The organism is Bacterioplanes sanyensis, from assembly GCF_002237535.1.
Lineage (GTDB): Bacteria > Pseudomonadota > Gammaproteobacteria > Pseudomonadales > Oceanobacteraceae > Bacterioplanes > Bacterioplanes sanyensis_A.
This window is the reverse complement of sequence record NZ_CP022530.1, coordinates 886444-911770: the sequence shown is the minus strand read 5'-3', so window position 1 is coordinate 911770 and position 25327 is coordinate 886444. Positions and strand designations below refer to the sequence as shown.

Annotated in this window: 26 protein-coding genes and 1 pseudogene; 17 read left to right on the top strand and 10 right to left on the bottom strand. The window is 54.4% G+C overall.

Annotated features, from left to right (window positions below):
- Positions 1–10 precede the first annotated feature (10 nt).
- Genes CHH28_RS04280 through CHH28_RS04265 form a run of 4 tightly spaced genes read left to right on the top strand, consistent with a single transcriptional unit; the run spans position 11 to position 5116 of the window.
- The gene (locus tag CHH28_RS04280; RefSeq protein ID WP_094059144.1) at positions 11–2434 is read left to right on the top strand and encodes a YbcC family protein; all 2424 of its coding nucleotides are present in this window, start codon (positions 11–13) and stop codon (positions 2432–2434) included.
- A complete protein-coding gene (gene cysD, locus CHH28_RS04275; RefSeq protein WP_233243737.1) occupies positions 2434–3351 on the top strand; it encodes a sulfate adenylyltransferase subunit CysD in 918 nt (305 codons plus the stop codon). Before CHH28_RS04280 ends, cysD begins: the two co-directional genes overlap by 1 nt.
- Complete coding sequence (locus CHH28_RS04270) at positions 3351–4142, top strand: DUF6671 family protein (RefSeq protein ID WP_094059142.1); 792 nt, start codon at positions 3351–3353, stop codon at positions 4140–4142. Before cysD ends, CHH28_RS04270 begins: the two co-directional genes overlap by 1 nt.
- The gene (locus tag CHH28_RS04265; RefSeq protein WP_094059141.1) at positions 4142–5116 is read left to right on the top strand and encodes an L-threonylcarbamoyladenylate synthase; all 975 of its coding nucleotides are present in this window, start codon (positions 4142–4144) and stop codon (positions 5114–5116) included. Before CHH28_RS04270 ends, CHH28_RS04265 begins: the two co-directional genes overlap by 1 nt.
- Before the next feature lie 5 nt (positions 5117–5121).
- Here the strand turns inward: CHH28_RS04265 and CHH28_RS04260 are convergent, their stop codons facing one another.
- Positions 5122–6024: a hypothetical protein gene (locus tag CHH28_RS04260; RefSeq protein ID WP_094059140.1), complete on the bottom strand. Its 903-nt coding sequence runs from the start codon at positions 6022–6024 to the stop codon at positions 5122–5124.
- A 252-nt stretch (positions 6025–6276) separates the two neighbouring features.
- Here CHH28_RS04260 and CHH28_RS04255 point away from each other — a divergent pair, with 252 nt between their 5' ends.
- Complete coding sequence (locus CHH28_RS04255; RefSeq protein ID WP_094059139.1) at positions 6277–7047, top strand: substrate-binding periplasmic protein; 771 nt, start codon at positions 6277–6279, stop codon at positions 7045–7047.
- A 163-nt stretch (positions 7048–7210) separates the two neighbouring features.
- On the opposite strand, the gene CHH28_RS04250 is transcribed toward CHH28_RS04255, so the two are convergent.
- Positions 7211–7606, bottom strand: coding sequence for a helix-turn-helix domain-containing protein (locus CHH28_RS04250; RefSeq protein WP_094059138.1), 396 nt, complete (start codon positions 7604–7606; stop codon positions 7211–7213).
- Between the two features lie 77 nt (positions 7607–7683).
- Here CHH28_RS04250 and CHH28_RS04245 point away from each other — a divergent pair, with 77 nt between their 5' ends.
- The gene (locus tag CHH28_RS04245; protein WP_094059137.1) at positions 7684–8169 is read left to right on the top strand and encodes a DUF2938 domain-containing protein; all 486 of its coding nucleotides are present in this window, start codon (positions 7684–7686) and stop codon (positions 8167–8169) included.
- Positions 8170–8275: 106 nt separating this feature from the next.
- Here CHH28_RS04245 and CHH28_RS04240 read toward each other — a convergent pair whose 3' ends face one another.
- From CHH28_RS04240 to CHH28_RS04210, 7 genes are all read right to left on the bottom strand, one after another.
- Positions 8276–8659 carry a hypothetical protein gene (locus tag CHH28_RS04240; RefSeq protein WP_094059136.1) on the bottom strand — a complete coding sequence of 128 codons (384 nt, stop codon included), beginning with the start codon at positions 8657–8659 and terminating at the stop codon, positions 8276–8278.
- Positions 8660–8698: 39 nt separating this feature from the next.
- The gene (locus tag CHH28_RS04235; RefSeq protein ID WP_094059135.1) at positions 8699–8911 is read right to left on the bottom strand and encodes a DUF4177 domain-containing protein; all 213 of its coding nucleotides are present in this window, start codon (positions 8909–8911) and stop codon (positions 8699–8701) included.
- 236 nt (positions 8912–9147) lie between these two features.
- The gene (locus CHH28_RS04230) at positions 9148–9525 is read right to left on the bottom strand and encodes a hypothetical protein (protein WP_094059134.1); all 378 of its coding nucleotides are present in this window, start codon (positions 9523–9525) and stop codon (positions 9148–9150) included.
- A gap of 317 nt (positions 9526–9842) precedes the next feature.
- Entirely contained in the window at positions 9843–10094 is a 252-nt protein-coding gene (locus CHH28_RS04225; RefSeq protein ID WP_094059133.1) for a hypothetical protein, read from the bottom strand.
- Positions 10095–10349: 255 nt separating this feature from the next.
- Positions 10350–10928 carry a histidine phosphatase family protein gene (locus CHH28_RS04220; RefSeq protein WP_157729771.1) on the bottom strand — a complete coding sequence of 193 codons (579 nt, stop codon included), beginning with the start codon at positions 10926–10928 and terminating at the stop codon, positions 10350–10352.
- A gap of 114 nt (positions 10929–11042) precedes the next feature.
- Positions 11043–11441 (bottom strand): DoxX-like family protein, encoded by a 399-nt coding sequence (locus CHH28_RS04215; protein ID WP_094059131.1) that lies wholly within the window; start codon positions 11439–11441, stop codon positions 11043–11045.
- Complete coding sequence (locus CHH28_RS04210) at positions 11434–11886, bottom strand: thiol-disulfide oxidoreductase DCC family protein (RefSeq protein ID WP_094059130.1); 453 nt, start codon at positions 11884–11886, stop codon at positions 11434–11436. The genes CHH28_RS04215 and CHH28_RS04210 overlap by 8 nt, the downstream gene beginning before the upstream one ends.
- A 746-nt stretch (positions 11887–12632) precedes the next feature.
- On the opposite strand from CHH28_RS04210, the gene CHH28_RS20535 reads away from it, so the two are divergent.
- Both CHH28_RS20535 and CHH28_RS04195 read left to right on the top strand, forming a co-directional pair.
- Positions 12633–13016, top strand: a complete 384-nt coding sequence (locus CHH28_RS20535) for a transposase (RefSeq protein WP_094058567.1) — start codon at positions 12633–12635, stop codon at positions 13014–13016.
- A pseudogene (locus CHH28_RS04195) lies at positions 12983–13411 on the top strand (IS5 family transposase); the annotation flags it as partial. The gene CHH28_RS20535 and the pseudogene CHH28_RS04195, both read left to right, overlap by 34 nt.
- On the opposite strand, the gene CHH28_RS04190 reads toward CHH28_RS04195, so the two are convergent.
- Positions 13397–13672 (bottom strand): hypothetical protein, encoded by a 276-nt coding sequence (locus CHH28_RS04190; protein ID WP_094059128.1) that lies wholly within the window; start codon positions 13670–13672, stop codon positions 13397–13399. The pseudogene CHH28_RS04195 and the gene CHH28_RS04190 sit on opposite strands and share 15 nt — an antisense overlap.
- A 294-nt stretch (positions 13673–13966) precedes the next feature.
- Between CHH28_RS04190 and CHH28_RS04185 the strand changes: the two genes are divergently transcribed.
- The 9 genes from CHH28_RS04185 (at position 13967) to CHH28_RS04145 (ending at position 25324) form a co-directional block, all read left to right on the top strand.
- Positions 13967–15664, top strand: a complete 1698-nt coding sequence (locus CHH28_RS04185; protein WP_094059127.1) for a DUF885 family protein — start codon at positions 13967–13969, stop codon at positions 15662–15664.
- On the top strand, positions 15665–16255 hold the full coding sequence (locus tag CHH28_RS04180) for a LysE family translocator (RefSeq protein ID WP_094059126.1): 591 nt from the start codon (positions 15665–15667) through the stop codon (positions 16253–16255).
- A 164-nt stretch (positions 16256–16419) separates the two neighbouring features.
- The gene (locus CHH28_RS04175; protein WP_094059125.1) at positions 16420–16815 is read left to right on the top strand and encodes a MerR family transcriptional regulator; all 396 of its coding nucleotides are present in this window, start codon (positions 16420–16422) and stop codon (positions 16813–16815) included.
- A 39-nt stretch (positions 16816–16854) separates the two neighbouring features.
- Positions 16855–18012, top strand: coding sequence for an isovaleryl-CoA dehydrogenase (locus CHH28_RS04170; RefSeq protein WP_094059124.1), 1158 nt, complete (start codon positions 16855–16857; stop codon positions 18010–18012).
- Positions 18012–19619 (top strand): carboxyl transferase domain-containing protein, encoded by a 1608-nt coding sequence (locus tag CHH28_RS04165; RefSeq protein ID WP_094059123.1) that lies wholly within the window; start codon positions 18012–18014, stop codon positions 19617–19619. The genes CHH28_RS04170 and CHH28_RS04165 overlap by 1 nt, the downstream gene beginning before the upstream one ends.
- Before the next feature lie 8 nt (positions 19620–19627).
- On the top strand, positions 19628–20458 hold the full coding sequence (locus CHH28_RS04160; RefSeq protein WP_094059122.1) for an enoyl-CoA hydratase/isomerase family protein: 831 nt from the start codon (positions 19628–19630) through the stop codon (positions 20456–20458).
- Positions 20455–22407, top strand: coding sequence for an acetyl/propionyl/methylcrotonyl-CoA carboxylase subunit alpha (locus tag CHH28_RS04155; RefSeq protein WP_094059121.1), 1953 nt, complete (start codon positions 20455–20457; stop codon positions 22405–22407). Before CHH28_RS04160 ends, CHH28_RS04155 begins: the two co-directional genes overlap by 4 nt.
- Positions 22407–23330, top strand: a complete 924-nt coding sequence (locus tag CHH28_RS04150; RefSeq protein WP_094059120.1) for a hydroxymethylglutaryl-CoA lyase — start codon at positions 22407–22409, stop codon at positions 23328–23330. Before CHH28_RS04155 ends, CHH28_RS04150 begins: the two co-directional genes overlap by 1 nt.
- Positions 23327–25324, top strand: coding sequence for an acetoacetate--CoA ligase (locus tag CHH28_RS04145; RefSeq protein WP_094059119.1), 1998 nt, complete (start codon positions 23327–23329; stop codon positions 25322–25324). The genes CHH28_RS04150 and CHH28_RS04145 overlap by 4 nt, the downstream gene beginning before the upstream one ends.
- The last annotated feature ends 3 nt before the right edge of the window (positions 25325–25327 follow it).

Genomic DNA, 25327 nt, shown 5'->3' with positions numbered 1-25327 from the left:
GAGCGCCCGCATGAGCCAACTCACTTTGACGACTCAGCAGCAACAAGCACTGATCGCCGCTGGCCAACGCATCGCACCTAGTTGGCCATTGGATCAAATGATTGCGGTAAACCCTTGGTGGGAAATGCGCGATCAGCCACTGCAGCAAGTTGCGGCCAAGCTGTCGGCATTGACCAGCACCAATGTGTTGATGCCAAGCGAGTACTACGCCAGCTTGTGGCAGCGCAGCAGCATCAGCAGTCAGCACCTCAGTCAGGCGGCTGCGGAGTTGCACTACCGCGGCAGCGAAGCCAGTTTGCTCAAAGCGTTGCAGCAAACGCCAGAGCTCAACCACTGGCACAACATCAGCGACTGGCTCGATGCTGGCCGTGACCAGCAGCATGAGGTGGCTTGGCGGGATGAAATTACCCACCAGATCAGCCAGTTCTGTGCCGCTCGTTACCAAGACGACGGCGCAGTGCCGGCCAGTGATAACCTCTATCGCGATTGGCTCAATGTCACGCTGAAAGACCGCGGCATCGCCATTTTAATGGCCAGCAGTGATCTGATGGACGCCTTTAAAGCGCTACCGCAAGACTATGAGCAGTTGCTGGCGGAGGCGATTCAGGTACTGCAATTGGATGACGACATCCTCAGCGATTATGGCCACGCCTTGCTGCTGGACATCAACGGCTGGGCCTCATGGCTGGCTTATGAGCGCTGGCAGACACGCTTAGACGACGAGGAGCAAGATGATTTGCCCCAGCTGCTGGCCATCCGCTTGGCTTGGGAGCTGGTGTTATGGCGCTATCACACTGAACGCCAACCACAGCAAGTACGCCAATGGCAGCACCAGTGGCGGCAGCAACTGACGCTGTTGCCGACCCTGTTACAGCAACATCAGCAAGCGCTGGAGCCCATGTGGGTGTGGCAACGAGCGGCTGAGTTGGCCTATCAACAGCACTTACAGCAACAGTTGCAGCAGCCACAGTCCTGGCAGGCACGAGAGCACAGAGAGCGCCCCGTCGTGCAGGCCGCGTTCTGCATCGACGTGCGCTCAGAAGTGATTCGCCGAGCGCTGGAAGCACAACACAACGGCATCGAAACCCTGGGCTTTGCGGGTTTCTTTGGCTTGCCATTGGAATATGCGCCAGCCGGCGGCCACAGTGTGCGCCCGCAATTACCGGGTTTGCTGCGCGCTGCCATTCGGGTAACCGAAGCCGGCCCAGATGGCCAAGCATTGGGCGAGCGTCGTCAACAAGCTCAGGTCGGTGGTTTGCGTTTTCAGCAATGGGGCAGCAGCGCCAGTTCGTCTTTCAGCATGGTCGAAAGTGCTGGTTGGTGGTCGCTGTTCAAACTGTTAAAAAACAGCTTCTGGCCCGCCGCTGGTGACTACCACGCTTTGAATGCGCTGGAGCCCGGCAACGGCCCATGGTTATTGAGCAAAGGTGAGCGCCCACTGACGCTGGCAGAAAAGGTAGAACTGGCGCATGGCATCTTGGGTGCCATGGGGCTGACGCGCTTTGCGCCGACGGTATTGTTGGTCGGACACGGCAGTCACAGCCGCAACAACCCCCATGCCGCAGGGTTGGATTGCGGGGCCTGTGGTGGTCAAACCGGCGAGGTAAACGTGCGTGTGTTGGCGCGGTTATTAAACGATCAAACGATTCGGATCGAACTGCGCCAACTCGGCCATGATATTGGCGATGATGTGGTGTTTATCGCTGCGTTGCACAACACCACCACAGACGACATCACGTTGTTCGACGCCACCGCAGAAGCCGACTTAGCTGGCTGGCTGCAGGCCGCCAAGCAGCAGGCGCAGCAAGAACGCGCGCAGGCGCTGGGTCTGAACAACGACGCGCAGCTGGACGCCAACATTCGCCAGCGCAGCCAAGACTGGTCAGAAGTGCGGCCTGAATGGGGGCTGGCGGGCAATGGTGCGTTTATTGTGGCGCCGCGTGCGCGCACTCGCGCCCTCGATTTACAGGGGCGTGTGTTTTTGCACGACTACCACTGGCAGCAAGACCAAGACTTTTCGGTGTTGGAGCTGATCATGACGGCACCGATGGTGGTGACCCATTGGATCAACATGCAATACAACGCGTCGGTGACCGACAATCTCAAATACGGCAGTGGCAACAAGGTGCTGCACAATGTTGTTGGCGGCCATCTCGGGGTTTTTGAAGGCAATGGCGGTGACTTGCGCATTGGTTTGTCGCTGCAGTCGCTGCACGACGGCCAGCAATGGATGCATCAGCCGCTGCGCATCAGTGTTTACATCGATGCACCGCGCGATGCCATCGCCGACATCGTGCAGCGTCATCAGCATGTGCGCCAGTTGATCGATAATGATTGGCTGTTCTTGTTCCGCTTGGGCGAGCACGGCAGTGTCGAGCGCTATTATCAGCAGCAATGGCTGGCACAAACAGAGCAGCAGCGGGGTGCGGCCTGATGGCGCAAACACACTTACAGCAGCTAGAAGCGGAGGCCATTCACATCATTCGTGAAGTGGCCGCCAGCTTCGACAACCCGTGCATGTTTTACTCCATCGGCAAAGACTCAACGGTGATGCTGCACCTGGCGCGCAAAGCGTTTTACCCAGGGCGTGTGCCTTTCCCATTGCTGCACATAGATACCACCTGGGAATTTGCCGAAATGGCGCAGTTTCGCGATCGGTTGGCGCAGCAGCATCAGCTCGATGTGCGAGTACACACTAACCAGCAAGCCCTGGATGCCGGTGTGCATCCAATAGAATCTGGCTCGGTCAAATACAACGATCAGATGAAAACCGTGGCGCTGAAACAAGCGGTGGATCATTTCGGCTTTGACGCTGCCCTCGGCGGCGCCCGTCGCGACGAAGAAAAGTCGCGCGCCAAAGAGCGCGTATTTTCTGTTCGCACCGCCACCCATCAATGGGACCCAAAGCAGCAGCGCCCGGAGCTGTGGTCGATCTACAACGGCCAGATTCGCCGCGGTGAGTCGGTGCGGGTATTTCCGCTCTCTAACTGGACCGAGCTGGATATCTGGCTTTACATCCTGCGCGAGAACATCGACATCGTGCAGTTGTACCTAGCAAAACCACGATTGAGCTGGATCGATGAAGCCAGTGGGCAGATTTTGGGCCTCGATGACGAGCGCATGTTGCCGTATCTGAGCGCCAGTGAGCGTGACAGCCTGCAGGAACGCATGATTCGTTTCCGCACACTGGGCTGTTATCGACAGACCGGCGCGGTAGAAAGCGAAGCCGACACGGTGGAAAAAGTCATCGCCGAAATGCTCGCCAGTCGTACCAGTGAGCGCCAAGGGCGCTTACTGGATACAGACCAAGTCGGCTCGATGGAGAAGAAAAAGCGCGAAGGCTACTTTTAATGGCGCCACTGCCACAGCAAGTGACCCTGCTCAGCCAACACCAAAAACGCGGCTGCATCGCTCCTGCGTTGGAGCCGTTGGGCATCGAACTGCATGAATACGCGCAGTTTGACACCGACCAGCTCGGCACCTTTGCCGGCGATGTGGAGCGCACTCTCAGCCCGATCGAATGCGCCGCACACAAAGCGCGTTTGGCGTGCGAACTCACCCACAGCGATTGGGGCCTCGGCAGCGAGGGCAGCTTCGCTACGGGTTTGGCGGGAGTGACCTGGAACACCGAGCTGTTGGTGTTATACGACCGCCAGCACGATTGCCAGCTCGTGGCCAAAGCCGAAGGACCGATGGCGCTGGCCATGCTGCGCGCCGAGAACGCACAAGAGCTGCAGCAACAATTACAACAGTATCCGCAGCAAGGTTGGATCTTGCGCCGACCTGACGTGATTCATAAAGGCCTGTATCATGCCGGCGAACTAACCAGGCTGCTGACGGACGACGACTGGCCGCTGGTATTGGAGCCGGACTTTCGTGCGCTGCACAGCCCACTGCGGCGACAACGCATTGCTCAAGCCGCTGCTAATCTGGCCGAACAGCTAAAAACTGCATGCCCTGATTGTGACTATCCGGGCTTTAGCGTCGCTTCACACACCACTGGCTTGCCCTGTGCGGTATGCTCCGCGCCGACCCGGCAGGTGCGTGTGCAGCACTGGCGCTGCAATCGCTGCCAGCATGAACGGCAGCAGGTTGTCAGCAGCCTGGCCGACCCTTATTTTTGTGCATTGTGTAACCCTTAATGGCCGACTCACATCCTTCTCTACAAACGCTGCAGCTGGGCACCAGTGATGCGGACATTGAACAGGCTTTGGCGATCTGGCGCCGCGGTGGCCGTGTGGCTATTCCGACGGAGACTGTCTACGGCCTGGCCGCTGATGCCAGCAACGCGGAGGCGGTAAATGGCATCTTTGCGGCCAAACAGCGCCCGGCCAATCATCCGCTGATCGTACACATTGGCTCTGGCGCGCAGTTGCGACAGTGGGCCAGTGAGGTGCCTGCGATGGCGCAACAGCTGGCCGATGCATTTTGGCCTGGGCCGCTGACGTTGTTGTTGCCCAAGGCCGAGTCGGTGCCATTGGAAGTCACAGGTGGCCTGCCGACCGTTGGCATTCGGGTACCGAGTCACCCTCTGCTGAGCAAACTACTGCAGGCCTTTGGCGGCGGTGTTGCGGCGCCCTCGGCCAATCTGTACAAGTCGCTCAGCCCCACCTCGGCGGCGCAGGTATTGGCGGGGATGGATGGCCGCATTGAAGCTGTGATGGACGGTGGCCCGTGTGAATGGGGCTTAGAGTCGACCATTGTTGATGTCAGTGGCCCACAGGTGCGTATTTTGCGTGCCGGCCCCATCACTCAAGCGCAAATCGAACAGGTACTCGGCCAGCCGGTACAGATGCCGCAGCAACACACGGCGGTGGTGCCGGGCAATGTGAAGGCTCACTATCAGCCGCGCACGCCGCTACGCTTGGTGACGGCCGAAGCACAGCCGCAAGACGACATTGGCGTACTGGCCCACGATGGCCAGTGGCTGCAGCAGTTTGCCTCACAGCCTCAGCGCTTATTGCCCGCCGACGCCGTTGGTTATGGTCGTGAACTGTACGCTGCGCTGCACGAAATGGATCAGCACGGCTGCCGCGAATTGTGGCTGTTGACGCCACCACAGCAGCCGGATTGGCTGGCCATTCATGACCGCCTGAAACGCGCGACCGCCCAGTAACCGCCCTACTGGCTGTTGAGCCAATAGTAATGATCGGTGAAATCGTGAACGTCCACCGCAGCGCCTTGTGCCTGCAGCGTGCTGATAACGCTGTTCATGTGCTCCGGTGTGGGCCAGGTATCGGACACATCGACCGCCAGCCGCACCCGGAACTGCTCACTCTGCAGTGAGCGTTCAAACACAGTGGCGTTGAGAATCGAATCGGCCTGGTCGCGTTCGTAGGCCATGATGGATACCCCGTCGATCGCCTGCGCCAGTGTGGCAAAATAAGCCGAACCGTTATCCGCCCAAGCGATTTTGGCAGAGCTATCGTACCAGGTTGGAATGTCGGCATAGATGCGCACTTGTTGCAGCTGATGGCGATCGAGAAGCTGGCGCACCGCCGTCAGAGCATGCGCGAGATTCCATAGCAGCTGGCGGCGCACTTCTGGTGTGGCCTGTTTCCATTCGCTGAGCGCGTGTGGCTCGATATCAAAGTGCAGCGCTTGAAACCGCTGCTCCACCGTCACCGCTTGCTGAAAGGCGATAAAGTGAGTACTCACTTTATCGAGCAACCTGGTTTGGCCTCCGGGCAAAGCCCAGTGGTTGCTGGCCATTAGATACTGGGATTCGATGCCATGACTGGCCAGAGTTTGGTTCCAGTGCGCCAATGCCTGGCGTTGCTCAAGTACGGCATTGCCATAAGAGCCGTATACCCGTGTAAACGCATGCTGTTGCAGATGCTGCAAGGCGCCAGTTTGTCCATCGGCGTCTGTAATGATGGCCGTCGCGCCCATGGCATCGCCGTTCTTTTTCCACAGCCAGGTACCAATACCGCCCACACCGCCACCGCCACCGTCACCGTCGTTGGCTTGCGCTGAGGCACAGATGCCTGCCAGTACTGCCAAGGTGAGTGCCCACTTTTTCATATCGTCATCCTCTGAGTAGAAAACCACAGCATACGGCGCTGGCTGCAGGCAAAGGTGCAAAGCGGGCGCTGTTTAAGGCTACGCTCATGTCGCTGCTGGACTGACAACGTCTTAGCGGGCAATGGTGACCGATAAGGCGCAAGAACTTTCCTGACAGGCGGCCTCGCGGCACAGCGCAGTACCTAAACTGCAATAGTCGGGCTAAGCCAGTTGGCCAGCTTCGGCGCTGACAACTAATAAGAAGGAGTGTCTATGACATTAATTAATTGGTTGGCGTTGCCAGTGTTGTCTGTTGGCTTAGTTGCCGCTGCAGCAGCTGCCTGCCCAAAAGAGCAGGTGCGTATTGGTTGGGAGCCGTGGGCCCCCTATTCAGTGCAAGAAGGCGGCGAATACACAGGGCTCGACCTAGATATCGCCAAAGCGGTGTTGGCCGACATGGGCTGCAAGGTGGAGTTTGTGCAGCGCCCGTGGAAGCGGTTGCTGCTGGAAATTGAACAAGGCAAGGTGGACATGACCGCCAGCGCCTCGCGCAACGCCGAACGAGAACAATACGGGTACTTTTCACAGCCCTATCGTACCGAGTCGGTGGTGTTGTTTGTCGGCGCGGGCCAGTCGGCAAACTATGGCGCCATCAACGGCCTGAAAGACATTGCTGGCATGGACTTCGACCTGGGCGTTGCCCGTGGTTATTACTATGGTGAGGAGTACGCAGCACTGGAGCAGGATGCGGCATTCAAATCGAAATTAAACAGCGCCGGCGATGACGTGACCAATTACAAAAAGCTCGCTGCCGGGCGTCTGGATGGCTTTCTTGCCGACCCGTTCTCCGCGGCCGCTGGCCTTAAAGAGTTGGGGTTAAGCGACAAGGTAGAAACACACAGCACCGTCTACTCTGACGACATTTACTTTCTCATCAGTCGTAAATCGTCCTCGCAGGCATTTGTGGATGCCTTTAACCAGTCTTTAACGGCGATGAAGTCGGATGGGCGTTTGCAGGGGATTATTGACCAATATTTGAACTAGCGTGTTTTTGATAGCTTTTTTTGATCAAAATACGATCAGTTTGGCGTCGATATGCTTTTTTAGCCCCTTTTAGGGGCTTTTTTATCCATTTTTTATAGTGCTAGGTGGCTGTGAGAGTACTCTCTGTGGATAAAAATGAAATAGTTTTCAGCAGTGTAGAAAACTATTTCATTTTATTCGCCTTGATAGACAAATCGAGAAGTTTGACAAATTTTGGACACTGCAAGTGATTTTCGGCTGAACAGTTTGCAGCGTGTCTAAGGCCATCGCGCATTTTCTGTAAGCGATTGATTTTTAGATCAATTTCATCGGCTTTTTGGCGTAGTTTTTTTCTATCTATGTTTGCTTCACCTTGATCGTTAAACATGCGGCTGATCTCATCCAGGCTGAAGCCAGCTGCCTGGGCCAGTGAAATCAACGCCAGTTGCTGCATCACTGCCGAGGAAAACACACGTTTTAACCCACGGCGCCCCACAGATTGAATTAATCCCTTCTGCTCGTAGTAGCGCAAAGTTGATGCAGCTAGACCGGACTGTTTGGCAACTTGTGAAATATCCATAGCACCCTTGACTTAAAGTCGACTTTAAGTTGCAGCATAGCACTGTCACGCCGATAGGAACCAATAGGAGAAAAAAGATGACGGTAATATGGCTGATTGTTGCGGTCGGTGTCGGAGCGACGCTGTGGACCGACCTGATAAACGAGCTGCGCCGCCGGCTGCTTGGCGCCACTGTACCTGATTACGCCAGTGTTGGGCGTTGGATCGGACATATGCGCTTCGGAAAGTTCACTCATGCCTCCATCCGTCAGGCGGACCCAGTGCCTGGTGAGCAACTGCTCGGTTGGTGCGTGCATTATGTGATTGGCGTTGTCTTTGCTGGCGCTTTGATTGTCTGGCAAGGAGTGGATTGGTTGTATCAGCCAGTCATTATGCCTGCCCTATTATTTGGTGTGATGACGGTGCTGTTTCCATTCTTGCTATTACAGCCAGCGTTAGGTGCTGGCTTTGCCGCTAGCCGCACGCCATCTCCCACCAAAGCCAGATGGGGGAGTTTGATCAACCATGTGTTGTTCGGCTTGGGTTTGTATGCGACAGCGGGGGCACTAACGATGTTTATATAGCCGCAGAAATGTGGGCTCAAATCGCTTCTATGAAGGCATGCATAGTAGCTATCTGTCAGGAAATTTATAAAACAGGGCAGCAGGTGTCTGCCCTATTATCGGTAAATCAGGTGGATTTTATCTGTTGATAAATATCGAGCATTAACGCGTTGTTATGCTCTTGAACGATACGTTGTGCCCGAAACAACTCATAGAGCTCAAACACACTGATGGCGATGATCACCAAAATGCCGAGCCAAAGCAGTGGTGAAAACAGCAAAGCAACACCCAGCCAGAATATGACAATATTTATTATTCCGCGTGTCCACTTGCCTAGGTAGAAGTGATGCAACCCAGCAATAAATATGTAGTTGAGGGTTGCATAGGTGTCTGGGTCTTTCAGCTGTTGCTCCGTTTGTCGATAAAAAGAAGCACGCTGTTCGTCGGGAAGTTTTCGAACTAGCTGACGAATGCGTTCCTCTTCCTCGTCAATCAGTTGTTGTGATGCCATATGCGCTCCTAAACAGGCTACGAGAAACGGCAGGTGTTATTATCGTCCCAGTGTGACAATAACAGCTTCGCGTTGCCAAAATAATAAGAAACGCTTTTGCTCAACCAACTGGAACACCACATTCCAACCTTGAGCCGCTTCTTTATTCAGCATGGTTTCCATCTTTTTAATGGGTATTCCAGATGCGCCCAAGAAAATGGTACCCAATCCACCTTCAACGATGTGGACTACCTTGTACTCTTTATAGTGCATGAGATCTCCTTACTGTTTGATCGTATCTGTTGCATCCTATCGACTTCTTACTGGTATGGCCAGTCACCGTAAGGCTCTGACGAAAACGTGAATATTGCGGTGATAGGCAACGACGGTGTGCGAATGATTTTGTCAATCGATGCAGTTAGTAGATGCGCCCTGGAGATTCAGCCAGTCGCCGGTTGAAAGAAAAAAGACTGAATACATAGATATTAACAAGGTGAGACTCAAACTGGCTAATTGTCGTTATTCGCGTAAATAGAAACGGCGATACTGCCACCCATTTCTTCGATCTTGCTAATGGCTTGCGCAGACAAAACCGACCGATACAAGCGCGGCTCTGCCCCAGATTGGAAACCAATATCAAAAACCCGCTGATGGGCGCTATCCCATAGGGCTCTTAATGGTGGTGACAGCTTCGTTACCAGCTGGTGATATTTGTCGATAATCTGTTCGGCGTCCTCTTCCATGGTTTCGAACGAACCGCGCCAAACGCCGTCGTCGTTATCTAGGCGAAACACACAGACGTCATCGCCCCAGGCCTGTGCCAGTGGGCGTAAATCATGCTCGGATTCCAGATCCAGATCGATGTTAAGAAAACTGCTTTCGTTCATAGCCCTTATCCCGTGCTGTTGTATTTAGGAATACCCTGCTGGCGATGTTGCATTTGAAGACTACCTAGAGGCCTGCTGTACGCGCCCTATCCAGCGCTTTTATCTCGCGCTCTATCCAGCTCTCCTATCCCCCCATCTCGCTCGTTCCCCTGCCCTTGCCGACGCCCACGCCCACGCCCACGCCCTAAGCGGAAGGCTGGAGCTGTAGCTTAGTGTCACTGATTTTCTGTTGCTGGATTGTATGGCAAACCGGTTTCATACCCGGACTCCTCTTGCTATCCATAGCAGGAGTCGAATGATCCGGAGGTTCCCAAGAATTACGCCAATATTAACTGATACAGAAAATAGCCGACGAACAACAACCCAATAGCGAGTAGCAGCGGCGAGCCAGCCGATGGGGGCTTGCCATCGACAGAGCGGTTGGCTGGAGTGATATCGCCACAGTGTTCATCAATCAGCTGCTTGGCTTGCGCCAAGTCTATGCCTCGGCTCTGGCGCAACAGTTTGATGGCGGTGACTTTCTTGCCGCTTTCAATAGCGGTCAAGACATCAGGCTCGGTGATTTTCATATGATTCCTTAAAATACAGGTGGTCCATTAATAGTACCGCTCTGCTGGGATTGATGGCAGCCTGTCTAATCGGCGACAGCCTATCAAAGGATTTAAGGCACCTCTGAATAATTCGATCCCCTCAGAGCGCGGGCTGCAGGCCTCTATAACGTCGTTGGCGATGTTGAAAAGGGCTGGCCATTTCCTGCCATCACCGCCTCGTTCTGAACGTCTGCTGCACTCGCGCAGAGTTGTGCAGAATTATTCAGAGGTGCCTTAAACATCAACGATCTGCTCTTGGCCGTTGTCCAATACACAGATTTGATGGTTTTCGTGCGCCAGTGCCATGGTGTGTTCGTGAGATAGACCGAGGTAGGCACCGCGAATGGTTCGGCCGGTCATTTGATGAGTCACCGCAATGACCGCTGCCTCATCACTAAGGCTGTTCAGCCAGTGCTGACTACGATCTGACACCAATGCATAGCTTTCCCCATCAGGGATCACATAATTCCATTTATCCGCTTGGCGTTGTTGCCACTCTAGCGAGAACTCTGACTTCACCTGCTCTGTGGTAAACCCTTGCCAATGACCAAAGGAATATTCTTTAAGACGTGGGTCAACCTGAATCTCTACACCCTCACCCAGGCGCGTTGCGATGATGTCGGCTGTGGTAAGGGTTCTGCCCAAAGGGCTGCAGTGAAGCATCGCCGGGCGGCCTTGAATTAGCTCTTGTAGCCTTTTAGCAACATGATGAGCTTGCTCGACCCCGAGAGGTGTGAGTGGTGAGTCGGCCCAACCTTGCAAACGTTTGTTAACATTCCATTCTGTTTGGCCATGGCGGACAACAATGATCACTGAAGAAACCTCTGAATAATTTTGTGCAGCTCTGCGCGAGTGCAGCAAGCTATTAGAACTAGGTGACGGTGGCAGGAGAGAACCGGCCCTTCATAACACTAGTACTGGATACGTCTAACCCGGATTATGAGAGCTACGATTAGGCTGCAGTTGCAAACCTAAATACGCCAATACAGCTGCTGTCACGTTGGTCGTTACCGGATTAAATGCGCCAGTTAATAAAACGGGTTTTACAAAGGTCACCATCGCCAGCAACAGTATCATTGCTACAACCGTCAGTTGCAGCGGCCAGCGCTGTCGCCAACATAGCAACACAGCCAGTGCCATGCCCACCTCGGCGACGCCTGCAATATTGGCGAGCAACACAGCCTCTGCATGGGAAAACCCTGCTGCCATGCTCATGGCTACTTCGTTGGCATCCATATACAACAGCTTGGGAACTAGCCCGTGATACAGCCATACAAATGCAACGCTCACCCGGCACAAGGCGTAGCAAAATGAGATATTAGTCATCTAAAAACCTGGCGTTGTGATCTTTTTTTGGCAATACGCACGTATCGTAACGGCCAAACAGACGATAGCGATTCAGCGCAATGCGATCATACAGCCAATCGCGTATGGGACCTGGCACAATCAGCGCAATATTAAAGAATGGCCATGGAAAGGGCAGGCGTCTCATCACGCGTAAAAAAGCCGTGGACTGGGTATACACCTGCTCGCCTTCGAGCAATACCATGGTGTGGTACTGATCTGTTGGTAAACCATGGTGCTTAAGCAAGGCGTGGCCTGCAGACGACTGTACGCTAGCCAAACGAAACTGTTTTTGCCGATCAAACCGAATTAAAAACTTGGCCCAAGCGGCGCACAGGCGGCACACTCCATCAAACAGCACCACCTTGTCGTTGGGGCCGAGCACAGGCGTATTAGGCATGGCTGTAGGCTGTGTATCTGTGCGCATGGTTTTAACGCTCCTGCGTATTCTCACTTAGCACTACTCTACCATCCAATTGGAGTGGCTATACCATTGTATCTTTTTCTTCCACAGAACTTGAAGTGTCTTCAAGTGGGAAATTAAAAAAGCTCCAAATAGATGCACATTACCTGAACACTGGGTCATATTGATAGCAAAAGCAGTATGTTAGGCCTATAGAACGGTGTTTTAACGATGAAGCATTATGTAGAATTTGATGCCTTTCCCATTATTCGAACTACTAATAGCAGTTACTTTTTAGCCGCCTTGCGCACACTGATTTCATAAATACATTTACCGTACTCTGGGCCCCTAGACTGACCGAGATTATCAAATAAGTCGTTTATCCAGCATATTTTCACTTCGGCATTATATGTAGATCCCAGTGTTTCTAGCATATCGTTACGTATGACTGAGTCGGGATGAGTAGCCCTCAGACACCAGCCATTGTCAAAATTTCCTAACAAAAATCTTTGGCCACTCTTAAAGTGTATAGCGTCAAATTTTGATGTTATACCACCATTGTCCCTAACTCTTACTTCGTCGAAGTAGTGAAATTCACCACTAATGCACTTCCCTTCTCCGCGTGCAATGGCCTCTTTTAATACAATTAAATTGTGTGGTTGATCGACTACCAGGTTGTATATCACGCTACGAATCAATATGCATAGAAGCTGTTTCATAACCTTCAGTCCGATATAATAATCAAAACTATCAGCTTCAACTCCTCCACCATGAAACGTTCAACCTCAGAACTGACCGACCAACAGTGGGCACACATTGAGCCTTGTTTACCCAGCCTGCCTCGTGGCAAAGGGGGTCCCAAACCTATCAGCAATCGAGCCTGTTTCGAGGGCATTTTATGGGTCTTACGTTCAGGTGCGCGCTGGCGTGATCTACCCGAGCGCTATCCTTCACCGAGTACCTGCTGGCGCCGCCTTCAGTACTGGGAAGAGCAAGGTGCATGGGTCAAAGCCTGGCGTAAGCTTCTTCGCGTTCTGGATCAACAGTCGCGGTTAAATTGGGAAGAATCGTTTTCTGATGGTAGTTTTGCACCCGCAAAAAAAGGGGCCTCGGTGTTGGAAAAACCAAGCGTGGTAAGGGGTCGAAGTGGATGATAGTCGTCGATGGCGAAGGCATTCCAATCGGGCTGACACTTGGCTCAGCGTCACCGGCGGAGGTCAATCTGATTGAGGCTTTGTTAAATGTTTCCTATGGCAAGAGCAAGGTGAAGCGTTTGATTTACGATAAAGCGGCAGACTCTGATCCTCTGCGAATGGCGTTAAAGAAACGGGGCGTTGATCTCATTTGTCCACATCGTCGAAACAGGAGAAAAGCGCCGCTGCAAGATGGTAGAAAGCTGAGAAGGTACGACCGTCGCTGGAAAGTAGAGCGCACTTTTGCTTGGCTTGGAAATTATCGGCGATTAGTGGTTCGATGGGAAAGAAAGCTCTCAATGTATCGAGCCTTCTTTCACGCCGCCTGCATGATGATCGTGCTAAAGAAGTTGTGAAACAGCTTCTAGCAAGATAGCGGAGGGAAGCAACCGAATGCCTAAATATTTATGTCTCACCAATAGCAGCAAAAAATTAGTGATGCCTTTCGACTTACGGTACTTTTTCACAAACCATGCAAAGCCTACACTCTTGCGTGAAGCAAGGTATACAGCTGCCAAATTCATCAGAAGTACAAGAATAAACGTATGCAAGGCAGGTATCGAATTATGCAACCCACCCTCATACACTGTCTTATCAACAACAGTAATCCAATCCATTATTTATGCCCCTGAAATCCTGCTCATAGTCACAATCTTCTGTATATCCACTTCGATGCACTCTGTACTAAAACGCTACCCAGGTGCCTACAGGACCTGCCGCTATGGCATCTCCTAACTCATCGAATAAGAGCACTGGCTATCAGTGATGCGAGCAGCCATTCTACTACGACATCGCTCTTTATTGTGTAAGGCAGCACCGCAGGCCTTCCCTCTCCCCTCAATTTGCTCTAGCCTGCCGCCATCGCGCTGGATTATCGACTTCAGCGCCCCAGATTTTGGAGAAGAATAACCATGCTGACCTTTCGTCAAGCCGAGCAAGCCTACCGTGAGCACGTTTTAAGCGACCTGGATACCCGACTGTCGTTGGGTGTGTTAGAAGACTCTGATCGCTTGGGCGACCCTAGCCTGGAAGCTGAGCAGCAGCATATGCAAGCGGCAGCAGCGCTGCTGGAGCAGCTGCAGCAAGTAGAAACCGACGGTTTTGAGCAGCAGCTGGATATTGAGCTGATGCAGCGCTCACTGAAGCTGGATCTGTTTTTTCATAACCTGCAGCAGCACGGCGAGCCGCAGCGCCGTCGCATGCCAAACGGTGTCGATGGCATCAGTGCTGGTATCTTCCAGCTGTTTATTAACGATGAACGTGAGCCAGAGCCGCGCCTGGACGATATCTTGTCACGCCTGCAAATGGCGCCAGCCTACCTGAGCACGGAGCTGCAGGTGATTACCCAGCCCATTACGCGCTGGTGCGCCACCGAGTTGGAGCAAGGTGAAGGCATTCCATCGCTGTTCGACACCATTTACGACTGGGCCGAGCAAATTGGCTATGGCAAGCTGGCCGAACTGAAAGCGGCTATTGAGGCCTGTAATGCAGCGCTAAGCGACTATCTTCGTGAACTAAAAAGCCGCGATACTATTGACGATTTTGCCATTGGGGAAGACAAGGTCAAAGAGCTGTTGGCACTACGACAAATTGATAAAACGCCAGCACAACTGGCAGCCATGGCCAGCGAGTTTATGGCCGAAACCCAGCAGCTGTTGGCGGAATTGACCGATAAACTGGTGAAAAAATACGACCTGGATGCTACGACAAGCCAGGCGGATTTGCATGAGTTTTTAAATAATCATTACGCCGCTGAAATCAAAGGTGAGCGTTTGGATTCGGTGTTGGATTATTACCATGAACACCGCCAGAAAATTGAAGACTTTATTCAACAAAATACCCTGTTCCCGCTGCCCGAACAGCAAAGTATGCGTATTTTGCAAACGCCAGATTTTCTCGAACCTGTGATTCCAGCCGGTGCGATGTGGCCACCGCTGGCGCTGCGTGAAGGCGAAAAAACCAGCATGGTGTATCTGACACTGAAAGAAGATCAATTGGCAGAGCACAACCAGCTCGGTATTCCTATGATGATGGTGCACGAAGGCACACCGGGTCATCATTTGCAGTTTGCCTCGGCGGCGTTGCACGAGTCCTTTATTCGTCGCATCTATTCTGCCAATGAGCATGCTGAAGGCTGGACCACCATGCTGGAAGATTACATGCTCGATATTGGCTACGTCAGTGACGATATCGTGGATGAAGTACGTTTTGTCACCAAGCGCGAAATTTTGCGCCTGGTCGCGCGGGTCGGTATCGACTTGTACTTTATGACCGGCAACAAAGACTATTTGCAGGTCGGTTTGGATCTGGATTTCAGCAGTGATGATCCTTTTGAAAATGCCGCCAAATTGCTTAAAACCGCCACCGGCTTTACCGATGGTCGCGTGCAGGCTGAGCTTAACTGGTACAGCAGTGAGCAAGGCTATCCGCTCAGCTATTTAACCGGTAACCGCATGGTGTGGCAGCTGAAGCAAGACATCATGGATGCCAATAAAAAACGGCTGGACTCCGACGAGCTGGATCGCCAGTTCCACGACGTGTACCTCAAGTCGGGTTGCATGCCAGTGGCCAGCTTGCGCAAGGTCTTTGAGCACTACGGATACCTGTAATTGCTGACGACACTGGCTCCTCTATTGCTGTTTGCTTTTATTACCGCGGTCACGCCGGGGCCTAACAACATCTTGTTGATGGCCGCCGGTGCTAACTACGGGGTGCGCAACAGCTTGCCGTTGTTTGCTGGCATTGTATTGGGCTTTCCGGCCATGGTGTGGCTGGTGGCCTTTGGCCTCAGCAGCGGTTTGCAAGGCACAGGCCTGGTCGACTGGGTACAGTGGCTGGGCCTGGCGTATATTGCTTATTTGGCTTGGCTGCTGGCTACGGCACCGGTGAGCCAGCTGGAGCAAGAAAAACCTGCGCCCATCGGTTTTACCAAAGCAGCGCTGCTGCAATGGATCAATGGTAAGTCCTGGATGATGGTCACGGGTGCGGTGGCTGTGTATGGCTCGGTCGATGCCGTGCCTTGGCAACAGGCGCTGCTGTTTGCCGGCGTGTTTTTGGCCACCGCCATTCCCACCGGCCTGTTGTGGCTGGTGTTTGGTCGGCTATTAAAGCGCTACTTGCAGCCGCCTAAACGGCAAAAAGCCTTCAACCTCAGCATGGCCGCATTGCTACTGCTCTCCATTGTGCCGGCAGTAATTTAGCCTACGGGCAGTACTGCAGGCACAGTGCATATCCATTCCTTTCAATATCGCTAACGGCATCTGTTGGCTGCACTCATTCACCCATAGGGCTATTCGGGCCATCACCATTGTCGCCGCTTTTTAGTTTACGTTAACGTAAACGTAAGAACGAAGAGTGAGCACCCATGAGCGTGAAAGAACGCAGCCATTACAGTATTCGCGACCTGGCCGACGAGTTTGATATCACCACCCGCACCATTCGCTTTTACGAAGCGGAAGGGCTGCTGAGCCCCCAGCGCGAGGGGCAAACCCGTATCTATTCGCCCCAGGATCGGGTGCGGCTAAAGCTGATTTTGCGCGGCAAGCGCTTGGGTCTGTCGTTGGCAGAAAGCCGTGAGCTGATTGATATGTACGACCCCTCGGCCAATCGGCCGCAGCTGGAGTCACTGCTGTCGGCCATTGATCGCCGCCGCCAGCAATTGCAGCAACAGCTGCACGATATTCAACGCATGATGGAAGAGCTAGACGATGCCGAGCTAAAAGCTCGCCAGGCGCTAGAGCCCCATCAACTGCAAAAATAATAACTTAATCACTGTTACAACCACCTGAGGAGGTTGGCCATGAAAGACTTTAACTTTGGCCTGGGCGAAACCCTGGATATGTTGCGTGAACAGGTCCATGGCTTTGCGCAAAAGGAATTGGCTCCGATTGCGGCGGATGTCGACAAAAATAACGAATTTCCAATGCCGATGTGGCGCCGCTTTGGCGAGCAGGGGTTGTTGGGTATTACCGTCGGCGAGCAATACGGTGGTGCCGATATGGGCTATCTGGCCCATGTCGTCGCGATGGAAGAAATTAGCCGCGCATCGGCCTCAGTGGGCTTGTCGTACGGCGCGCACTCGAATCTGTGCGTGAATCAGATTCACCGCAATGGCACTGAAGCGCAAAAAGAAAAGTACTTGCCCAAGCTGGTGAGCGGCGAGCACATTGGTGCGCTGGCTATGAGTGAGCCCAATGCCGGCTCGGACGTGGTCTCCATGACACTGCGCGCCGACTTAAAAGGCGATCACTATGTGCTTAATGGCAGCAAAATGTGGATCACCAATGGCCCAGATGCCCATGTGTACGTGATTTACGCCAAAACCGATTTTGATAAAGGTCCACACGGCATTACCGCCTTTATCGTTGAACGTGACTGGGCCGGTTTCTCGCGCAGTCCTAAGCTCGACAAGCTGGGCATGCGCGGCTCTAACACCTGTGAGTTGGTATTCGATAACGTTGAAGTGCCGGTGGAAAACATTCTTGGCACATTAAACGAGGGCGTGAAGGTATTGATGAGCGGCCTTGATTACGAGCGTGTGGTGCTGTCGGGTGGCCCGACCGGCATCATGCAAGCCTGCATGGATATCGTTAAGCCCTACGTTGCCGAGCGCACACAGTTTGGTAAGCCAATTGGTAGCTTCCAGCTGGTGCAGGGCAAGCTGGCCGATATGTATACCAGCATGAACGCCAGTCGCGCCTATCTATATGCCGTCGCCGCGGCCTGTGATCGCGGTGAAACCACCCGTAAAGATGCTGCCGGTGTGATTCTGTATTGCGCTGAAAAAGCCACGCAAATGGCACTGGATGCCATTCAACTGTTGGGCGGCAATGGTTACATCAATGAATACGATGCCGGCCGTCTGCTGCGTGATGCCAAGTTGTACGAAATCGGTGCTGGCACCTCAGAAGTGCGGCGCATGCTGATCGGTCGTGAGATGTTGCAGGAGAATCTGTAATGCCTGTGCTCAACAGCCGGGCAGAGCTAAAAAGCCCTGCCTTTGGAAAAAATCGTGCCCATATGCAGGCTTTGGTTGATGACCTTAACCAGCAAGCGCGTCGCATTGCTGAAGGCGGCGGTGAGGCCGCCATGCAACGCCATATCGAGCGTGGCAAATTACCGCCGCGCCAGCGCATCGCACAACTGCTGGATGCTGGCAGCCCGTTTTTAGAAATTGGCCAGCTGGCCGCCCATGATATGTACGGCGATGAACATGTGCCTGCCGCTGGTGTGGTGGCGGGCATCGGTCGCATTCATGGCGTTGAATGCATGGTGGTAGCCAACGACGCCACGGTCAAAGGCGGCAGTTATTACCCCATCACGGTGAAAAAACATCTCAGGGCGCAGGATATTGCCCGTCAGAACCGTTTGCCCTGTATTTATTTGGTCGATTCTGGCGGTGCTAACCTGCCACGCCAGGATGAAGTCTTTCCCGATCGCGATCACTTTGGTCGCATCTTTTACAATCAGGCCAATATGAGTGCCGCTGGCATTCCACAAATTGCTGTGGTTATGGGCTCTTGTACCGCAGGCGGTGCCTATGTGCCGGCGATGGCCGATGAATCCATTATTGTGCGCAACCAAGGCACTATCTTCCTGGCTGGTCCGCCACTGGTAAAAATGGCCACCGGCGAAGACGTCAGTGCCGAAGAGTTGGGCGGCGGTGAGCTGCACTGCCAGCAGTCTGGCGTAGCGGATCATCTGGCAGAAAACGATGCCCATGCGCTGCAGCTGGCACGCCAAGCCGTTGCTCGGCTGAATTGGCCGGCCAGCCCAGAACCGAGCCAGCCGATTACGCCGCCGCGCCATGATATTCATGACTTGTACGGCATTATCCCTAGCGATACCCGCCAGCCCTTTGATGTGCGTGAAGTGATTGCGCGGCTGGTCGATGGCTCTGAATTCGATGAATTTAAGGCCCGTTTTGGCACTAGCTTGGTATGTGGTTTTGCCAGCCTTTATGGCATGCCCATCGGCATAGTGGCGAACAACGGCATTTTGTTTTCTGAGTCGGCACAAAAAGGCGCGCACTTTATTCAGCTGTGTGCCCAACGCGGGATTGCCTTACTGTTTTTGCAAAACATCACCGGCTTTATGGTCGGCCCTAAATACGAAGCCGAAGGCATTGCCCGTCATGGCGCCAAAATGGTGACCGCCGTGGCCTGTGCCAATGTGCCAAAACTGACCTTAGTGATTGGCGGCAGCTTTGGTGCCGGCAACTACGGCATGTGCGGCCGCGCTTACGACCCCAACTTTATGTTTATGTGGCCCAACGCTCGTATTTCTGTGATGGGCGGTGAGCAAGCCGCCGGCGTATTGGCGCAGGTAAAACAGCAAGCGGCACTGAAAAAAGGCCAAAGCTGGAGCGATGAGCAGTCAGAAGCCATCAAGCAGCCGGTGCGAGAGCAATACGAGCGCCAAGGCCATCCCTATTACAGCTCGGCCCGCCTATGGGACGACGGTGTGATCGACCCGGCCGATAGCCGTCGGGTGTTGGGGCTGGCACTGTCTAGCTGTTATCAAGCCGAAGCCTGCTCCAGCCGCTTCGGCGTATTCCGCATGTAGGAGGCCGTATGCTCACCGTTGCAATTGAACAGGGCATAGCCCGCCTAACGCTAAACCGGCCGCAAGTTGGCAACGCCTTTAATGCTGAATTGATTGCTGAGCTGCAACAGCAATTTGAACGCCTGGCAGACGACGACAGCGTGCGTGTATTGGTGCTGGCCGGCGAGGGCAAGCACTTTTGTGCCGGCGCCGATTTAAACTGGATGAAGCAGCAAAAAGACGGCAGCCAGCAAGAGAACCAAGCCGATGCGCTGGCGTTGGCACAGATGCTAAAAGCCCTGTATGAATTTCCCAAACCCACCATTGCCATGGTGCAAGGCGCGGCCTTTGGTGGCGCCTTGGGGCTGATTTGTGCCTGTGATATGGCCGTCGCCAGCAGCGATGCCCGTTTTTGCTTAAGCGAAGTCAAACTCGGTTTAAGCCCGGCCACCATCAGCCCCTATGTGTTAGCGGCCATGGGGCCCAGACAAGCGCGACGCTATTGGCTAACCGCCGAGCTGATCAGCGCGCAACAAGCGCAGCAACTGCAGCTGGTGCATGAAGTGGTGGCCAAAGACGACTTAAACGATCAGGTTCAGCAGTGGTGTCAGGCATTGCTGGCCAATGGTCCCCAGGCCATGGCGGCGACCAAGCACTTGATTCAGCAGCAAGGCAGTGAACTGAATGACGCACTGCTGTATTCCACCAGTGATTTGATAGCCCGCCTGCGCGTTGGTGACGAAGGGCAGGAAGGGCTAACAGCATTTCTTCAAAAACGATCGCCTAGCTGGCAGGTAACGCCGGACAAGGAGTCTGCTCCAGCCGAGCAGCCAACGCCCGTCGAGGAGCACAAGGCATGATGCAAAAAGTTTTAATCGCTAACCGTGGTGAAATCGCCGTGCGCATTATGCGCACCTTAAAAGACCTCGGCATTGCCAGTGTGGCGGTTTACTCCGATGCCGATCGCTACGCCATGCATGTCGATATGGCCGACGAAGCGGTGCACATTGGTGCCAATGAAGCCAGCGACAGCTACTTACGCAGCGATAAAATTCTTGCTGCTGCTAAGGCGGTCGGCGCTGATGCTATTCACCCTGGCTATGGCTTTTTAAGTGAAAATGCCGGCTTTGCCCGCGCCGTGGCCGAGGCCGGACTGATCTTTATTGGCCCGCCCGCCGACGCCATCGATGCCATGGGCGACAAGGCCAGCGCCAAAGCGCTGTTGAGTGGCCGACAAGTGCCCTTGGTGCCTGGCTACCACGGAGATGAGCAAACTGACGAACGGCTGTTAGCCGAAGCACTGAACTGCGGCTTTCCATTACTGCTAAAAGCCAGTGCTGGCGGTGGTGGTAAAGGCATGCGCATCGTCGAACAAGAAAGCGAGCTGGGCGCTGAAATTGCCGCTGCCCGGCGCGAAGCCGCCAATGCCTTTGGAGACGATCGCTTATTGATTGAGCGTTTTTTGCGTAAGCCACGCCATGTTGAAGTGCAGGTGTTCTGCGACCAGCAAGGCAATGGCGTGTACCTGTTTGAGCGTGATTGCTCGGTGCAGCGGCGCCACCAAAAAGTCATTGAAGAAGCGCCGGCTCCGGGCATGACCTCGGAATTGCGCCAGCGTATGGGCGAAGCCGCTTTGGCCGCTGCCCACGCCATTGGCTACGTCGGCGCCGGCACAGTAGAGTTTTTGCTCGATACCGACGGCTCGTTTTATTTCATGGAAATGAACACCCGTTTGCAGGTGGAGCATCCGGTAACGGAAATGATCACCGGCCAAGACCTAGTACATTGGCAGCTGTTGGTCGCCAGTGGCCATGCTTTGCCGCTGACGCAGGAGCAACTGAGCTGTAATGGCCATGCCATCGAAGTGCGCTTGTACGCGGAAGACCCAGACAATGGCTTTTTACCCGCCCTTGGCACCCTTAACCTTTGGCGTGAACCTCGTGCCACCACTCAGGTGCGCGTTGATAGCGGTGTGCGCCAGGGCGATGAAGTCAGCCCGCACTATGACCCCATGCTGGCCAAACTGATCGTGCATGGCGACACCCGCGAGCAAGCGTTGCGTTTGATGCGCCAGGCGTTAGCCGACTTGCTGATCGATGGGGTCAAAACCAATCGCGATTTTCTGTTGCGTTTGCTCAGCTGCCCGGCTTTTGTCGACGCCGACCTCAGCACCGATTTAATCGACCGCAGTGATTGGCAAGCCAGCCAAGCACCAGACTGGCACAGTGCCGCACTGGTTGAGCTGCTGCTGCCAACCCTGAACTCCAATGCCCACAGCCCTTGGCACGCCGATGGCTTTCAGCCCAACTTGGCCGCTAGCCGCCAACTGACGTTGATGCTGGCCGATGGCCGTGAAACGCGTATCAGTGCTGAGCGTATTGATCAGGCCTGGCAGGTGGGCGGTCAGAGCTATCGCAGCCAGCTGCAGCGGGTTGAACAGGACTTGTACCAACTGTTGCCGCAGCGCCAGTGGGTATTGCTCAGCGACGACGATATGGTGCTGTTTGATCAGCACGGCAGTCAGCGCTTTGTACGCCAGCGTTGGTTAGGTGAGCAGCAAGAAGACGATCATGGCGGCTTGCATGCGCCTATGTCCGGTCATGTGCTGGCGGTTAACGTTGCTGCCGGCGATACCGTGAAGGCCGGTGACGTGCTGATGATTATGGAAGCCATGAAAATGGAGCACAGCATTCGCGCTGGCCACGATGCCGTGGTCGAGCAACTGCTATGTGCAGCCGGTGACAGCGTGCGCGAGGGCGACGAGCTGGTGGTGCTGAGTGATGCTGTGCACACTAAGGAGCCGGCCTAATGCGAGATCACGTAACTCTGGTCGAAGTCGGTGCCCGTGATGGCTTGCAAAACGAAGCGCAAACCCTATCGGTGGCGCTGCGCTGTGAGCTGATCGAGCGGCTGGCAGACTGCGGCCTGACGCGCATCGAAGCCGGCAGTTTTGTATCGCCTAAGTGGGTGCCGCAAATGGCGGACAGCGATGCCGTACTGCAGCAGCTGAAGGCCCGCTCTGACGTGCGGTACAGCGTGTTAACCCCCAATTTACGTGGGCTAGACGGCGCCCTCAGTGCCGATGCCAAAGAAGTGGCGGTATTTACCGCCGCCTCCGATGCCTTCACCCAAAAAAACACCAACTGCAGCGTGGCCGAATCACTGGAGCGGGCGCGTGCTGTGGTGGATGCGGCTCGCACTGCTGGCATTCCGGTACGCGGTTATGTGTCGACTGTGATGGGCTGCCCTTACCAGGGTGACGTCAGCATTGATGCGGTGCTGGATGTTAGTCAGAGCTTGTTGGAAATGGGCTGTTACGAGGTATCGCTGGGCGACACCATTGGCGTCGGCACGGTGAAGCAAACCCGTGAACTGATTCGTGCGCTGGCCATGCAGTTGCCTGTCGCTCAGCTGGCGGTACATTTTCACGATACCTATGGCCAGGCGTTGGCCAATATTCATGCCGCCCTGGAGCTGGGTGTACGCACCGTCGACAGTTCGGTGGCGGGCTTAGGCGGTTGCCCTTATGCCGCGGGTGCGTCGGGCAATCTTGCCAGTGAAGATGTGGTGTACCTGCTGCAAGGTCTGGGTTTAAGCTGTGGCGTCGATCTTCAGCAACTGGCCATGACAGGCGCTTGGATCTCACAGCAACTGCAGCGCGATCACAGCAGCAAAGCCGGTAAAGCCATCGCAGCCAAGCAGGCTGCAGCAGTCAGGGAGTCACAAGGATGAGCACAACAGCGCTTTGGCAGGCCTCACAGCAGCGCCGCCAGCACAGCCAACTGCAACATTACATGCACTGGCTGGCAGAGCAGCAACAGCATAATTTTGAGCATTACAACGAGCTCTATCAGTGGAGCATCGAGCAGCGCGGCGAGTTTTGGCAGTCGCTGTGGCAATATTTTGATATTCAAGCCCATCAGCCAGCCAGCCAAGTGCTGCAAGAATCGAGTGACTTGCGTCAAACACGTTGGTTTGAAGGCGCGCGGCTTAACTTTGCTGAGCACTTATTGCGCCCCGCCATGAACGATGACACGGCCAATAAAACCGCCTTGGTATTTCGCAGTGAGCAGGACATTCGCACCAGCCTGAGCTACCGCCAGCTATATCAACAGGTCGAAAAAGCCGCCAGCGCTATGCGCCAGCGCGGCGTTGTGGCTGGTGATCGTGTTGCTGCCTTTATGCCCAATGTGCCGGAAACCGTGATCAGCATGTTGGCAGCTGCCAGTATTGGCGCTTTGTTTTCTTCATGCTCACCGGACTTTGGCCTTAATGGCGTATTGGATCGCTTTGGTCAGATTCAGCCAAAGCTTTTGATCGCTACCCAAGGTTATTTTTATGCTGGTAAATGGATCGATTGCAGCGAGCGCGTGGCAGCCCTGCGCGATGCCTTGCAGCTGCCGGCCGAGCAGCTGATTTCTGTGCCTTACCCGGGCTGTGACAGTACGCCTAACGGTGCTTGGAGCTGGCACGAGTTTCTAGCGACCCACGACGATAATAATGAGTTCAGCGAGCTGCAGTTTGCCTCTCTGCCATTCGATCACCCGTTATATATCATGTACAGCTCAGGTACGACCGGTGTGCCTAAGTGCATTGTGCACGGCGCTGGTGGCACCTTATTGCAGCATCTTAAAGAACTGCGCTTGCACACCGATGTTGGCCCAGACGATGTGCTGTTTTATTTCACCACCTGCGGCTGGATGATGTGGAACTGGTTAGTATCAGGCCTGGCCACCGGTGCCACTGTGGTGCTGTACGATGGCTCGCCGTTTCATCCCGGGCCTGAAGTGCTGTGGCAAATGGCCGAAGACGAAGGCGTGACCGTATTTGGTACCAGTGCTAAGTACATCAGTGCGCTGGAAAAGGCCGAGCAGCGACCTATCGAACGGCCGTTAAAATTACGCACATTGTTATCCACAGGCTCGCCACTGGCCCATGAAAGCTTCGACTACGTCTATAACGCCATTGGCCGTGACCTGGCGCTGTGTTCCATCTCGGGTGGCACCGACATCATTTCCTGCTTCGCCTTAGGTAATCCACTGCTGCCTGTGTATCGCGGTGAGCTGCAATGTGCAGGCCTGGGCATGGCAGTGGATGTGTGTGACGAGCAAGGTCAATCCTGCCCGCCTGGCGAAAAGGGCGAGCTGGTGTGTCGCCATGCTTTCCCTTCTATGCCAGTGGGCTTTTGGAACGATGCCGACGGTGAGCGCTATCGCAGCGCCTACTTTGACCGTTTTGACGGCATGTGGGCCCACGGTGATTACGCCGAGTTCAGCGCCCATCAGCAAGATGGCCATAGCTGGAATAGCCTGATTATTCACGGTCGCTCCGATGCGGTGTTAAACCCGGGTGGCGTGCGTATTGGCACCGCAGAAATCTATCGCCAGGTAGAGCAGTTAGCCACAGTGCAGGAAAGCCTGGCGATTGGTCAGCAATGGCAAGACGACGTGCGGGTGGTGCTGTTTGTAGTGCTGGCCGATGGCTTGCAACTGGACGATGAACTGCGCCAGCAAATTCGCCAACGCATTCGTGAACACTGCACGCCGCGCCATGTGCCGGCCAAAATCATTCAGGTGCCGGCACTGCCGCGCACCATCAGCGGCAAGCTGGTGGAGCTGGCGGTACGTAACGTGGTGCATGGTGAGCCGGTGAAAAACACCGATGCTTTGGCTAACCCACAGACGCTGGATTACTTCAAAGACATTGCTGAACTCAAACAGGACTAACTG

What these genes read in the sequence shown, in the direction of transcription:
- CHH28_RS04280 (WP_094059144.1), top strand. Translation starts at nt 11, where the DNA reads ATGAGCCAACTCACTTTGACGACTCAGCAGCAACAAGCACTGATCGCC.
- cysD (WP_233243737.1), top strand. Translation starts at nt 2,434, where the DNA reads ATGGCGCAAACACACTTACAGCAGCTAGAAGCGGAGGCCATTCACATC.
- CHH28_RS04270 (WP_094059142.1), top strand. Translation starts at nt 3,351, where the DNA reads ATGGCGCCACTGCCACAGCAAGTGACCCTGCTCAGCCAACACCAAAAA.
- CHH28_RS04265 (WP_094059141.1), top strand. Translation starts at nt 4,142, where the DNA reads ATGGCCGACTCACATCCTTCTCTACAAACGCTGCAGCTGGGCACCAGT.
- CHH28_RS04260 (WP_094059140.1), bottom strand. Translation starts at nt 6,024, where the DNA reads ATGAAAAAGTGGGCACTCACCTTGGCAGTACTGGCAGGCATCTGTGCC.
- CHH28_RS04255 (WP_094059139.1), top strand. Translation starts at nt 6,277, where the DNA reads ATGACATTAATTAATTGGTTGGCGTTGCCAGTGTTGTCTGTTGGCTTA.
- CHH28_RS04250 (WP_094059138.1), bottom strand. Translation starts at nt 7,606, where the DNA reads ATGGATATTTCACAAGTTGCCAAACAGTCCGGTCTAGCTGCATCAACT.
- CHH28_RS04245 (WP_094059137.1), top strand. Translation starts at nt 7,684, where the DNA reads ATGACGGTAATATGGCTGATTGTTGCGGTCGGTGTCGGAGCGACGCTG.
- CHH28_RS04240 (WP_094059136.1), bottom strand. Translation starts at nt 8,659, where the DNA reads ATGGCATCACAACAACTGATTGACGAGGAAGAGGAACGCATTCGTCAG.
- CHH28_RS04235 (WP_094059135.1), bottom strand. Translation starts at nt 8,911, where the DNA reads ATGCACTATAAAGAGTACAAGGTAGTCCACATCGTTGAAGGTGGATTG.
- CHH28_RS04230 (WP_094059134.1), bottom strand. Translation starts at nt 9,525, where the DNA reads ATGAACGAAAGCAGTTTTCTTAACATCGATCTGGATCTGGAATCCGAG.
- CHH28_RS04225 (WP_094059133.1), bottom strand. Translation starts at nt 10,094, where the DNA reads ATGAAAATCACCGAGCCTGATGTCTTGACCGCTATTGAAAGCGGCAAG.
- CHH28_RS04215 (WP_094059131.1), bottom strand. Translation starts at nt 11,441, where the DNA reads ATGACTAATATCTCATTTTGCTACGCCTTGTGCCGGGTGAGCGTTGCA.
- CHH28_RS04210 (WP_094059130.1), bottom strand. Translation starts at nt 11,886, where the DNA reads ATGCGCACAGATACACAGCCTACAGCCATGCCTAATACGCCTGTGCTC.
- CHH28_RS20535 (WP_094058567.1), top strand. Translation starts at nt 12,633, where the DNA reads ATGAAACGTTCAACCTCAGAACTGACCGACCAACAGTGGGCACACATT.
- CHH28_RS04190 (WP_094059128.1), bottom strand. Translation starts at nt 13,672, where the DNA reads ATGGATTGGATTACTGTTGTTGATAAGACAGTGTATGAGGGTGGGTTG.
- CHH28_RS04185 (WP_094059127.1), top strand. Translation starts at nt 13,967, where the DNA reads ATGCTGACCTTTCGTCAAGCCGAGCAAGCCTACCGTGAGCACGTTTTA.
- CHH28_RS04175 (WP_094059125.1), top strand. Translation starts at nt 16,420, where the DNA reads ATGAGCGTGAAAGAACGCAGCCATTACAGTATTCGCGACCTGGCCGAC.
- CHH28_RS04170 (WP_094059124.1), top strand. Translation starts at nt 16,855, where the DNA reads ATGAAAGACTTTAACTTTGGCCTGGGCGAAACCCTGGATATGTTGCGT.
- CHH28_RS04165 (WP_094059123.1), top strand. Translation starts at nt 18,012, where the DNA reads ATGCCTGTGCTCAACAGCCGGGCAGAGCTAAAAAGCCCTGCCTTTGGA.
- CHH28_RS04160 (WP_094059122.1), top strand. Translation starts at nt 19,628, where the DNA reads ATGCTCACCGTTGCAATTGAACAGGGCATAGCCCGCCTAACGCTAAAC.
- CHH28_RS04155 (WP_094059121.1), top strand. Translation starts at nt 20,455, where the DNA reads ATGATGCAAAAAGTTTTAATCGCTAACCGTGGTGAAATCGCCGTGCGC.
- CHH28_RS04150 (WP_094059120.1), top strand. Translation starts at nt 22,407, where the DNA reads ATGCGAGATCACGTAACTCTGGTCGAAGTCGGTGCCCGTGATGGCTTG.
- CHH28_RS04145 (WP_094059119.1), top strand. Translation starts at nt 23,327, where the DNA reads ATGAGCACAACAGCGCTTTGGCAGGCCTCACAGCAGCGCCGCCAGCAC.